This window comes from Arthrobacter monumenti (genome assembly GCF_054511255.1).
Window position 1 is genome coordinate 226,883 of the sequence record NZ_JBTNCY010000006.1, and the last position, 12,480, is coordinate 239,362.

Annotated in this window: 9 protein-coding genes; all 9 read right to left on the reverse strand. The window is 62.5% G+C overall.

What is annotated here, in order from left to right; all coding sequences use genetic code 11:
* Window positions 1–86: 86 nt before the first annotated feature.
* From ACX80B_RS10935 to ACX80B_RS10975, 9 genes are read right to left on the reverse strand one after another with little or no spacing between them, the layout of a single operon-like run.
* A complete protein-coding gene (locus tag ACX80B_RS10935) occupies window positions 87–1,025 on the reverse strand; it encodes a cell division protein FtsQ/DivIB (RefSeq protein ID WP_459295965.1) in 939 nt (312 codons plus the stop codon).
* Complete coding sequence (gene murC, locus ACX80B_RS10940; protein WP_459295967.1) at window positions 1,015–2,454, reverse strand: UDP-N-acetylmuramate--L-alanine ligase; 1,440 nt, start codon at window positions 2,452–2,454, stop codon at window positions 1,015–1,017. The genes ACX80B_RS10935 and murC overlap by 11 nt, the downstream gene beginning before the upstream one ends.
* A complete protein-coding gene (gene murG, locus ACX80B_RS10945; protein WP_459295969.1) occupies window positions 2,451–3,554 on the reverse strand; it encodes an undecaprenyldiphospho-muramoylpentapeptide beta-N-acetylglucosaminyltransferase in 1,104 nt (367 codons plus the stop codon). The genes murC and murG overlap by 4 nt, the downstream gene beginning before the upstream one ends.
* Window positions 3,551–4,879, reverse strand: a complete 1,329-nt coding sequence (ftsW, locus tag ACX80B_RS10950; protein ID WP_459295971.1) for a putative lipid II flippase FtsW — start codon at window positions 4,877–4,879, stop codon at window positions 3,551–3,553. Before ftsW ends, murG begins: the two co-directional genes overlap by 4 nt.
* Window positions 4,879–6,444, reverse strand: a complete 1,566-nt coding sequence (murD, locus tag ACX80B_RS10955) for a UDP-N-acetylmuramoyl-L-alanine--D-glutamate ligase (protein WP_459295973.1) — start codon at window positions 6,442–6,444, stop codon at window positions 4,879–4,881. The genes ftsW and murD overlap by 1 nt, the downstream gene beginning before the upstream one ends.
* Window positions 6,426–7,529, reverse strand: coding sequence for a phospho-N-acetylmuramoyl-pentapeptide-transferase (gene mraY / locus ACX80B_RS10960; RefSeq protein WP_459295975.1), 1,104 nt, complete (start codon window positions 7,527–7,529; stop codon window positions 6,426–6,428). The genes murD and mraY overlap by 19 nt, the downstream gene beginning before the upstream one ends.
* Window positions 7,526–9,040 carry a UDP-N-acetylmuramoyl-tripeptide--D-alanyl-D-alanine ligase gene (locus ACX80B_RS10965; protein WP_459295977.1) on the reverse strand — a complete coding sequence of 505 codons (1,515 nt, stop codon included), beginning with the start codon at window positions 9,038–9,040 and terminating at the stop codon, window positions 7,526–7,528. The genes mraY and ACX80B_RS10965 overlap by 4 nt, the downstream gene beginning before the upstream one ends.
* Before the next feature lie 6 nt (window positions 9,041–9,046).
* A complete protein-coding gene (locus tag ACX80B_RS10970) occupies window positions 9,047–10,639 on the reverse strand; it encodes a UDP-N-acetylmuramoyl-L-alanyl-D-glutamate--2,6-diaminopimelate ligase (protein ID WP_459296132.1) in 1,593 nt (530 codons plus the stop codon).
* 45 nt (window positions 10,640–10,684) lie between these two features.
* Window positions 10,685–12,478 carry a peptidoglycan D,D-transpeptidase FtsI family protein gene (locus tag ACX80B_RS10975; RefSeq protein WP_459295979.1) on the reverse strand — a complete coding sequence of 598 codons (1,794 nt, stop codon included), beginning with the start codon at window positions 12,476–12,478 and terminating at the stop codon, window positions 10,685–10,687.
* Between the last annotated feature and the right edge of the window lie 2 nt (window positions 12,479–12,480).

Genomic DNA, 12,480 nt, shown 5'->3' on the forward strand with positions numbered 1-12,480 from the left:
CTCTTGCAATGACCGGTGCCGCGTGTCGCGTGAAACTTAAAATCCCATCGCTTGCACCGGCACAACTAACGCCACCGGGCACGGAATTATCGCGTGACCGGTCTCGTGGGTGCGCTGACGTCGTAGACCTCTATCGGCGGTTGAGGCTCCAGCTGCTCCCCCTCCGAAGGCTTTGCCCCGGTCTCCTCGAGGAGGATACCCAGCACCTTGGCTTTAAGCTTGCTGCGCTCGGCATTTCCCCACAAAACACGCTTTCCGTTTTCCAGGGTCAGCTCCACTGAATCCACGGATTCGGCGGAAGCGTGCTCCATTTTGCCCAGGATGTCGGGCGGCAAGGCGCTGAGTACCGCCGTCGTCGCACGGAAAATATCATCGCCAAGATCTTTCTGGTCTCCATCGATCAACGGATATGGCGCATCGGCCCTGTCCTTGACAGTTCCCAGCCTGGTGCCTTCCTCGTCGATCAGTTTGAATTCATTGCCGTCTTTCAGCACTGCCACCGGGACGCGCTCTTCAATATGCACCACCAGAGTGGATGGTGGGCTGGCTTCAATGCTGACTTCGCGCACCTGCGGCACATCGGAGACCAACGAATGCACCTCACCGGTACTGATCTGCGGCAACGGAACCTGCCTCAGAGAGTCGAGCTTTTTTAGAATCGTGCTTTCAGACGCCAGTTTGGTTCCATCAACCGTAATGTTTTTGACCGCGAATATCGGCGTAAAAATGACCGCGGCGATCAGACCGCCAATGACGACGACGGCGGTGCCAAGTCCGATCAGCCAATTCCGACGGCGGCGCCACCGCTTCGACCGCGGAAGTTTCACCACCGAATCCTGCGCGGGAGCCGATTCCGCGCCAGCCGGCTCATCCACAGTCGTTTCCTCGGCACCAACTTCCACCATGGTGTCTCCGGCTTCCACTGTGCCGGCCGCCGGCTCAGTCATCTGACTACGCCGGCTGGTGCGCAGCCGGGTGGAACCGGAACCGGACCGGGGCACCCTTGGCTTATTGTCAGTTCCCATTGTCGGCCTCCGTCCCTTTGCCGAGGTTTGTCAAGATTTGCGGACCATACCGCGTTACATCACCGGCGCCTACGGTGAGGATGATGTCTCCCGGATGGGCGCGTCCCGCTACGTTGGCCGCGGCACTGCCAGCATCCGGCTGGTACGCGTCATCGCCGATCCTGTCCGCGATCAGCCTGCTCGTCACACCCTCAATCGGATCCTCACGGGCCGGATAGATATCGAGTACGGATACTGTGTCGGCCAGTCCGAGGGCGGATGCGAATTCGGGTGCAAACTCCCTGGTACGGGAAAACAAGTGCGGCTGGAACAATACATGCACGCGGTTTCCGCCTGCCACCGTCCGCGCCGCCGTCAGGACGGCCAGCACCTCCGTCGGATGATGCGCATAATCGTCGAATACGCGGACGCCATTCGCTTCCCCCTTGAATTCGAACCGCCGGGAGGCACCGGAAAACGCCGCGAGTCCGGACGCTGCCGGTCCAGGCTCGAGCCCTGCGCGCAAACCGACGGCAAAAGCAGCGGCTGCATTGAGGACGTTGTACCTGCCGGGAACGGCCAGCGAGAGAGGTTGCTGCACAGGAGAACCAGCAACGAGGAATTCCAGACTGGAGGCGCTGGAACGATCCGCGGCCGACTGCGCTGTAATCCGAACATCGGCAGAATCTGAATAACCATAAGTGAGCACGGCCGGGGCATCATCACTATCACGGAACCGGTCCTGCATCCGGTCCACTAGCTGCATCGCTCCGGCATCATCGGCACAGGCAATCAACGTCCCGGAAGCAGGCAGCCTGTCCACGAATCCGTCAAAGGCCGAATACACGGCACTGGCAGATCCGTAGTAATCAAGATGGTCCGGTTCCACGTTGGTGACGACGGCGATGGCGGGACGGTAGTTAAGGAACGATCCGTCCGACTCGTCCGCCTCGGCGACGAAGAACCTGCCTTCTCCGTGCGCGGCATTGACGCCAAGAGCGGCAACATCGCCGCCCACGGCAAAGGACGGATCCAGTCCAGCCTTGTGCAGCATTACGGTGATCATTGCCGTCGTCGTCGTTTTGCCATGCGTTCCCGCCACGGCAATGATCTGCTTTCCCTCCATCGCCGCCGCCAATGCCTGGGACCGGTGGATGATGGGCAGGCCTGCTTCAGCGGCTGCCCGGAATTCCGGGTTGTCCTCCCGGATAGCAGTGGAGACGACGACCGTGTCGGCAGCGGCTGCGTATTCGGCGCTGTGCCCGACGTGCACCGTTGCCCCAAGCCCGGCAAGTTGGCGCAGGCCATCTGAGTCGCGCGCATCCGAACCGGATACCGGAATGGATCTGGCCAACAGGATCCGGGCAATGGCCGACATCCCAGCTCCGCCGATGCCTATGAAGTGGACACGGCCGAGATTCTGGACGGAAGGGGTAGGCGAAAACTTCACGACTCGCCCGCCGCTCCGGCGACCAGCCCGGCCATCCGCTCGTCGGCGTCTCTAATGCCCATTCCGGTTGCGGCGGCACTCATTTTGGCGAGAGTCGAAGGATCCGCAAAGAGTTGAGGGATATGTCCGGCTATCCATTCCGGTGTGAAGGCCGCGTCCGGGACCAGGAGGGCACCACCGGCGGCGACGAGACCTGCAGCATTGAGCGCCTGCTCGCCGTTGCCGTGCGGCAGCGGAACCAGCACCGAGGGAAGACCAACGGCGCTGACTTCGCAGACCGTCGCCGCTCCAGCCCTGGCGATGAGCAGGTCGGCGGCGGCATAAACGTCCTGCATGCCGTCAGAGTATTCCAACTGCCGGTACTGTTCACTTTCCACCGGCTTGCCGGCCCCATCGAGATTCTGTTTGCCGCGGCCGGTGATGTGCAGTACCTGGATTCCTGCCGCAGCGAAGACCTCCAGGGAACCGGCGATTGTCCGGTTAATGCTGGCGGCTCCGGATGAACCGCCGGTTATTATCACGGTCGGTTTGTCCGGAGCCAGCCCAAGCCTGCTCCGGGCGGCGGGGCGCCGTTGCGCCCGGTCCAGATGCGCGATGGCGGAACGCATGGGCATACCGACCCACTCCGCCCGCGGAAGCCGGGTGTTTTCGAACGCCACGGCGACGGCTTCCGCCCAGCGTGCACCAAGGCGGTTGGCCAGTCCGGGGCGCGCATTCGCTTCATGGATCACGATCGGAATCCGCTTTCTCCGCGCGGCAATATACATCGGGGCCGACACGTAGCCGCCGACACCCACGAGCACAGAGGCTTGTGCCGAGTCGAGAATCCGTGCCGAGTCCCGGATGGCCCGATAGAGCCGCAGGGGCAGCTTGAGCAGGTCGGCCGATGGACTGCGCGGCATCGGCACCCGCGGAATGGTGGCAAGCTCGTACCCGGCAGCAGGCACGATTGTGGTTTCCATACCGGCGGTGGTTCCGACGGCGAGGATCCGCGCCTCCGGTGAGCGGTCTTTCACCGCCTCCGCGATCGCCAGCAGCGGACTGATGTGCCCCGCCGTACCGCCGCCGGCGAGTACAACGGAAAGGACTGGATTCGTCATGAACTGCTTTCCACATTTGCAGGAGTCTTACGGGCAAAGGCGAGAATGACTCCGATTCCGGCCAATGCGAAAACCAAAGCCGAACCACCGTATGAAATGAACGGCAGCGGCACGCCGATTACCGGAAGAAGACCCGTCACCATACCGACATTCACGAATGCCTGCCCGATAATCCACACCATGATGGAACCGCTGAGAATACGCACGAACGGATCATCATGCCGCATGATGACACGAACGATGGCGACGGCCAGGATGCCGAAGAGCGCCACGACCACGAGGGTTCCGACCAGGCCAAGTTCCTCGCCGATGATGGCGAAAATGAAGTCGTTGTGGGCTTCGGGGATCCAACTCCACTTTTGTTGTCCCTGCCCGAGTCCCACGCCGGTCCAGCCGCCGGAGGCCAACGCGTACAACCCGTTGGTGGACTGATAGCACCCTGCTTCGCCAATGGGGCAGACACCGCGCAGCCAGTTGGCCACGCGTTCCATCCGGTGGGCGCTGGTCAAGGTCAGGACCAGAGCCGCGCCCGCTCCGGTCAGCGCTGCAATCACGAACATCCGGCCCGGCGCGCCGGCAAAAAACAGGGCCGCCGCAACAATGAGCATGATGATCAATGCGGTTCCCAGGTCCCGGCCCAGGATGACGAGGAAGACGGCCAGCACAGCGACCGGAACGACGGGGATCAACACGTGCTTCCACTGGTGGATAAGCTTCGCCTTCCGCGCGAGCACCGTCGCCATCCAGAGGGCCAGCGCAAGCTTGGCCGCCTCTGACGGCTGGGCGCTGAACTGGCCGACTCCAATCCAGTTCCGGTTACCGCCTACGCCATAACCAAGCGGCGAAAAGACCAACAGCAGCAGCACGAATGACAAACCAAGCGCCGGCCAGGCCAATTTCTTCAGACCTCTGATACTGATCCTGGACAGGACGAACATCATGACCAGCCCCACGGCGGCATAGATGGACTGTTTTATCAGCAGCGCATACGGCGAGAGTCCCGACGCAATGGATTCCACCGAGGAGGCCGAAAGTACCATCATGAGTCCGATGGCGGTCAAGGCCAATGTGGCACCGACGATCAGATAGTAACTGGACCCGCTGGCTTTCCGGTCGCTGCCCTCCAGGAATGTCCACATCCGGCTAAGCTTGTCCGGCAACGTGTTGTTCCCGGCGTTAGCGTTCCCGCCGGTCCCATTGCCCTGTTGGGGCCGTGAATCTGCAGTATTGCCGCGGTTGCCGGCGGGACTCCGCCTGATGCCGGGTCTGGCAGGGGTGCGGCCCGCGGCCTTTCCGGCGGTCGGCCGGGTGGGCGTGGTGACCATTAGAACTCCTTAGTGGTCTGCGCCTGCCCCTCCACGTACTCACGAACTGCTTCGATAAAAGCGTTACCGCGATGCGCGTAGGAAGAGAACTGGTCCATCGATGCAGCCGCCGGTGCCATCAGCACGGTGTCTCCGTCTCCGGCTGCCTCCGCTGCTGCTGCCACCGCCGCCGACATGACATTGCCGCCGTTCCCGGTCAGCGCCATACCGGAGGTGTCCGGCTGTTCCCCTTCAGTTTGGCGCGGCATCGCCTCAATCACCGGAACATCCGGTGCGTGTCGCCGCAATGAAGCTTTCAGCGCACTGCTGTCCGCCCCTATCAGCACTACTGTCTTCAACCGCGCAGAATGCCTGGCAACCAGTTCGTCATAGTCGACTCCCTTGGATAGCCCGCCGGCGATCCAGATCACGGAACCGAAGGCGCCGAGCGATGCGTCGGCAGCATGCGGGTTTGTGGCCTTGGAGTCGTTCACCCACTTCACGCCGGCATAGTGTGCCACCAGCTGTATCCGGTGCGCACCGGGACTGTAATTACGGATGCCGGCCCGGACAGCCTCCGGTTCGACCCCGCAGGCACGGACCAGCGCTGCCGCGGCGAGAGCATTGGCCACCATGTGCCGGGCAGCACCGTGTTCAAAATCATCCAGCTTTGCCAGCTCGGCAGCGGCTTCGCGCCGGTTCTCGATGTAGGCCCGGTCCACGAGCAGGTTGTCGACCACGCCGACCATGCTCAGGGCAGGAGTGTTGGTGGTAAACCCGATGGCCCGGCAACCCTCGACGACATCGGCTTCCTCGACCATCCGCTCGGTTTCGGGCGCCTCGGCATTGTAGACCGCGGCCACCTGGGTGTTCGCGTAGACCTTGGCCTTATCCGCAAGGTATTGGCTGTAGGACCCATGCCAGTCGACATGATCCTCGGCGACATTGAGGCAAACGCTGGCCAGCGGTGACAGGCTGTGCGACCAATGAAGTTGAAAACTGGAAAGTTCGACGGCGAGCACGTCGTATCCGTCAGGGTCCCGGATGGCATCCAGCACAGGGGTTCCGACGTTGCCGACGGCGATAGCGCGTTTGCCAGCAGCCTGCAGCATCGCTTCGGTCAGTCCAACCGTCGTCGTCTTACCGTTGGTGCCGGTGATGGTCAGCCAGGGTGCCGCCGTCCGTCCCTCGCGCTGGCGCAGCCGCCAGGCAAGTTCGACGTCGCCCCAGATGGCGATGCCCGCTTTGGCCGCGGCTGCCAACAGCGGATTCCGCGGACTCCATCCCGGCGATGTCACCACCAGATCCGGCGCACTTCCGGAGACGTCAGGAAGCGATTCGCGATACTCAGCCCCCAGGAAAACTTCCTGGACTCCGACGATTTTGAGCGTATCCGCTTTGGCCTTGGCTTCAGCGTCTGTTGTGGCATCGACGACGACGACCTGGGCGCCCAGTTCAGCCAGCGTGTCGGCTGCGGAAAAGCCTGACACGCCAATTCCGGTAACGACAACACGCAGCCCGGCCCAGTCGGAGTCCCAGCTGGTCAGCTCAGCCAAACGGTCCGCACTCACAGCGCGACCAGCCATTCGGCGTAGAAGATGCCGAGGCCGCTGGCGACGCAGAGCCCGCAGACAATCCAGAACCGGACGACAATGGTCACTTCGGCCCATCCCTTGAGTTCGAAGTGATGCTGCAGTGGCGCCATCTTGAAGATCCGCTTACCACGGGAGATTTTGAAGAAACCCACCTGCAGGATGACGGAAAGGGTGATGATCACGAACAGTCCGGCAATAATCGCCAGCAGCAGTTCGGTGCGCGACAGGATCGCAAATCCTGCAAGGGCGCCGCCCAGTGCCAGCGAACCGGTGTCGCCCATGAAGATTTTTGCCGGCGAAGTGTTCCACCACAGAAAGCCGATCAGGGCACCGCAAAGCGCTCCAGCGAGCATGGCGAGATCGAATGGATCGCGCACCTCATAGCAGGCTCCTGTGACCCCCGGTGACCCGCAGTTCTGGTTCTGCTGCCAGATGCCCATCAGCAGATAGGCACTGAAGACCATGACGCACGCACCGGCGGCCAGACCGTCCAGGCCGTCCGTCAGGTTGACGCCGTTCGTAGCCGCCGTGACGATCAGGTTGGACCAGATGATGAAGAGAATCACGCCGATGATGGATCCGGCAAAAGCCAGATCGACCCACGTATCCCGGACGAATGAGATAGCGGTGGAGGCAGGCGTCCGGCCACGACTGTCGGGGAAATTCAATGCGAGCACGGCGAACAAAATGCCGACGGCGCTCTGCAACGTGATTTTCGCCGCTGCATTCAAGCCAAGACTGCGTTGCTTCGAGATTTTGATGAAGTCATCCAGGAAACCGACGAGCCCCATACCGACCATCAACAGCAATAGCAGTCCGCCGGAGACGGAGGGTCCGGTGTTGTCGGGATTGATCAGAAATATGATCAGATGCGTGAGGAAATAGGATGCCACCACCGATGCGACGACGACGGCGCCGCCCATGGTGGGGGTTCCGCGCTTCGTATGGTGTGTGGTTGGCCCATCGTCGCGGATGAACTGTCCATAGCCGCGGTTGACCAGCAGCTTGATGAACAGCGGGGTCCCGACCAACGCGAAGATCAAGGCCAGAGCACCGCCGATGAGCAAAGTGATCACGACTGCGCACTCCCTTCCTGCGTGGCCTGGATGTCGTCCACTTCCACACCGGACGGAGCCGCAGCGGAAGCCAAGTTGTTCGGTGGCAATGCTATCCGATCGCCCAGAATATGCAGTCCCGCACCGTTGGAGGATTTGAACAAGACCAGGTCCCCGGGCTGCAACTCAGCCTGCAGGAGCTCCTCGGCCGCATCCATGTCCGCAACGTAGGCGGCCTCATCGCCCCAAGATCCCTCGAGCACGGCTCCATTATGGATCGGTTTGGCGCCGGAGCCAACGACCACCAGCCGGGAAATGTTCAACCGGACGACGGTGCGGCCCACGGCGTCGTGCTCTTCGATCGACTCGTTGCCCAGTTCGAGCATTTCGCCCAGCACCGCCCAGGTCCTGCGCCCCCGTCCCAGTTCGGCGAGAGTCCGCAGGGCGGCGCGCATGGAGTCCGGATTCGCGTTATACGCGTCATTGATGACGGTGACGCCGTCGTCCCTTTCGGTCCGTTCCATCCGCCAGCGGCTCGCCGGCGCCTGTCCGCTCAAGGCTTCAACAATCCTGTTTCCACTGATTCCCGCCGCGTTGGCCGCTGAGGCAGCGGCGAGCAGATTGGTAACGTGGTGAGCACCGAGCAGCTTCGACTCGATATGTCCGCTGCTCCCGTCCGGGAAAGCAATGTCAAAGGCAGGATGCCCCTCCGCAGTGGTTTCCAGCCCCGTCGCAAGCAGGAGCTCTCCCGGCACATCGGCACTCTGCAGGCTTTCGTCGGAGCTGAAGCAAAGTACACCGGCCTTGGTGCGGGCCTTCATGGCCGCAACCCTGAAATCATCCGCATTCAGGACCGCCGTGCCGGACGGCGCCAGCGCCTCCACCAATTCGCCCTTGGCGATGGCGATATTCTCGACCGATCCGAACTCCCCGGCATGCGCCGATCCGACGACCAGTACGACGCCGACGTCCGGCTTGACCATCTCCGCAAGGTAGCGGATGTGTCCGATGCCGGTGGCCCCCATCTCGATGATGAGGTAGCGGGTGGAGAAATCCGCGGCAAAAACTGTCAGTGGCACTCCGACTTCTCCGTTGTACGACCCGATCGGCGCCACTGCCGGCGCTTCGCGGCTCAAAATTCCCGCCAACAGATCCTTTGTAGTCGTTTTCCCGGCCGAACCCGTAATTCCAATTACCGTCAGCGGACCGGCCGCACGAAGCCTGTTCACTACGGCGGCGGCAAGCGCACCCATGGCGAGTACGGCGTCGTCGACAATAACCGATGGGTACCCAGCACCGGTGGGGCTGGACACCGGGCGCTCTGCCAGCGTCAGTGCCGCGCCGGCGTCGAAAGCCTGGCCGATAAAACTGTGCCCGTCCGCCTTTTCGCCCGGCTTCGCCACATAAAGTGAGCCATCGACGGCCTCGCGCGAATCCGTAACAACCGAGGTCACGATGGTGGCAGGGTCGACGGCGCCGGTGAGCCTGCCGCCGGTAATGGTCGCGATTTCTTCTGCAGATAGTTCAATCATGTCGACTCAGGACTCTACCGCTATGCCAGGCACGGGGGTGAATCCACGACGGCTGAGGGACGTTCGGAGCTCCACCCGGTCGTCGAGCGAATGGTTCACGCCGTTAATCTCCTGCCAGATCTCATGGCCCCGTCCAGCCACCAGGATCACGTCCTGCGCCGTCGCCATCTCCACTGCGGCCGCAATGGCCTCGGCCCTCGGCGCGATGTTGTGCAGTTCGCAACCGAGATCTTCGTCGTCCTTGGTCTGGGCCGCGCCCTCATACACCGCTGTACGGATCCCAGCAGGATCTTCGTCGTGCGGGTCATCATCGGTAACAATAACGACGTCGGCGTTCCGTGCCGCCACCGCGCCCATAATCGATCGCTTGCCTTGGTCCCGCTGGCCGGTGGCGCCAAAAACTATAATGACGCGGCCCACGGAATCCGGGGTGCGTACCGACTGCAAGGCGCGTTCGAGTGCATCGGCATTGTGGGCGAAATCAACGATGGCAGCCGGCTCAGTTGCAATCAGCTCCATACGTCCGGGGACCTGGACGGTAAACGGGTCGCTGGCATCGAGGGCTTCCTGGATCCGGGCCTGCGATGCGCCGGATTCGAGCACCATAACCGCGGCCAGCGCTGCATTGACCACGTTGAAGTCCCCGGGCAGGCCGGTGTGGCATCTCAGAACATCCCCCGACCGGTGGCGGAGCACGAACCGGTGCCCGAGGCCGGCGGATTCAACGGAGGTCACGGTCCAGTCGGCGTCGGGGCGCCCTGCTGAAGCGACGGTAGTGACCGGTATCTTCGCATCCGTGACGAGCCTCTCCCCCCACTGGTCGTCAACCACAACCACGCCATGCCGCGCACGCTCCGGGGTGAACAGGCCCGCCTTGGTCCGGTAGTAATCTTCCATGTCGCCGTGCAGGTCAAGGTGGTCCTGCGTCAGATTGGTGAACCCGGCGACGTCGAACTTCACCCCATCGACCCGCCGGTAGGCAATAGCGTGCGAGGAAACCTCCATGGCGGCTGCTGTCAGGCCGCGCTCCCGCATCAATGCGAGCAAGCCATGCACCTGCGGTGACTCCGGAGTGGTTAATTGGCTTGGGATGGCCTCTTCGCCCGCCAGGATTTCGATGGTGCCGATCAGCCCGGTGGTGTGATCCAGTGCCCGCAGCAGGGAGTTCAGCAAATAGGTTGTGGTCGTCTTGCCATTGGTGCCCGTGACGCCGAACAGGGTTGGCCGCTGAACTCCGGCCGGCTGGCTCTGGAAAATCAAACGGGACAACGGCCCGACGACGGAACGCAGGTCGGTCCCGACGAGTACAGGCACCGGGCACTCCCCCAATTGTCCGACCCCATCGGGATCTGTCAGGACGGCCGCGGCACCGGCCTCCACGGCACGGCCGGCAAATGCGGCGCCATGGCTTCTCGAACCCGGCAGACCGATGTATAAATCACCTGGCTGCACATCCCTCGAGTCGATGGAAACCCCGACGACCGAGACCCCGGCGTCCGCGGGGTGCGGGCCTTGGTTGGCCGTTGAGCCGGCCCCGAAGGCCTGAAGGAACTCGACAATAGTCGAGACCCGCACCGGAGCGGTATTGCGCGGGCGCATTTCCAGGACCGTCCTATTGGACGGTCCGCTGTTCTCTGGCACGAACTACTCCGGTTTTTTGTTGGCAAACAATGGCAGATGCGGGGGCTTTCCCGTGGACGGCGGGACATCAAAGGTATGCAGTGTCTGCCCCATGACAGCCGTGAACGTCGGCCCGGCGGTGATACCGTAGATGTCCCCCTGAGGCCGTTGCAGGGTTACCCCGACCACATACTTTGGATCCTCCATGGGAGCCATGCCGACGAACGAAGCTGTGTACCCATCGTACCCGCCGTGTTCGCCCGGAGCCTCCGCCGTGCCGGTTTTGCCGCCGACCCGGTAGCTGTCCATTTGGGCCAACTGCGCGCCTGCGTCGGTGACGGTGGTTTCCAGCATGTCCTGGACCATCTGCGCGGTATCGTTCGAAACGACCCGGACTCCCTCCGGTTCCGGAACCTCGTGCCGGGTGCCATCCGGGTCGATATACGCCTCGATCAAACGCGGCTTGAGCTTGACGCCGTCGTTGGCAATCGTCTGGTAAGCGACGGCGGTTTGCAGTGCTGTCTGAGCCACTCCCTGACCGAAGAGAACGGTGAATTCCTGCCGGCCATCCCAGTTCTCGGGCTGGGCGAGGATGCCGCCGGTCTCGCCCGGCAACGGAACGCCGGTCGGTTCGCCGATCCCGAACTTGCGCAACCAGTCGTACCGCTGCTGCTTCGTGAGCTGTTCGCCGATCATGACCGTTCCGGTGTTCATCGAATCGCCGAAGATACCAGCCATGGTCCGCTCTTGGGTGCCGTGCTCAAAAGCGTCGCTGAATGTTTGCCCGCTGACCGTGTAGGTCGGGGGAACAGTGAATTCGGAGAGCGGCTTGGCGATCCCCTCCTCGATGGCAGCGGCCATCGTGATCATTTTCTCGGTTGAGCCAGGCTCGAAGGCCTCCGTCACTGACATCGCTTGCCTGCGGTCGGCCGGTGTGGCTCCGGGGTTATTCGGATCCGGGCTCTTCGACTGCGCCATTGCGACGATACGTCCGGTTTCAGCCTCGAGCACGACAATGTTGCCCCACTCGGCATCGAGCCGCTCCACCTGGCTGGCGATCTGCTGCTGGGCAAACCACTGTATGTCCTGGTTAATGGTCAGCTGGATGGTCTTACCGTCGACTGCTGGCTTCTCCTGCCGTGGGGCCGTGGGAATCGGAATCCCGTCAGCACCAATCTGATAGGTGATTTCCCCGGGCTTTCCGCTGAGAACGTCGTCCTTGGTCAACTCGACTCCGGCCAATGCCGCGTTGTCGGAGCCCAGGTAGCCGACGATTGATCCAGCCACCGCGCCGGATGGATAGGTCCGCTGGCTCGTTGCCTGGGCGACGATTCCCGGTATGCCGAGGTCAATGATCTTGTCCCGCACGGCCGGCGACACAGACTTCGCCACGTAGTGGAACCGGTCCTCACCGGTGATGGCCTTTTTGACTTCCTCCGGGTCGTGCCCCAGTATTCCGGCCAACTCCTGGACCGCTTGTTCTTTCGTTACCGTTTCCAGTTCATTCTGGGGAGTAATCCGGGTGAACTCGTCCAGGACGTTCTGCTGGTCGACGGTGATGTCATACCGCTGCACGCTGGTGGCCAGGACATCGCCTTGGGCGCCAATAATGTCCCCGCGCAGAGGAGCCACCGGAAAAGTCCGGACCCGGTTGTCGATGGCCGCCTGCGCCATACCGTCCGGATCCAGACCCTGGACCTGGAACAGCCGGCCGCTCAGAATGAGCAGCAGCATCAGCATGACCGCCAGACCGGCCCGCAGCCTCCGGGTGGTGCCGGACAGCCTTGTCCTTCTGCTCTTAGCGTTGATCAGTGCCACAA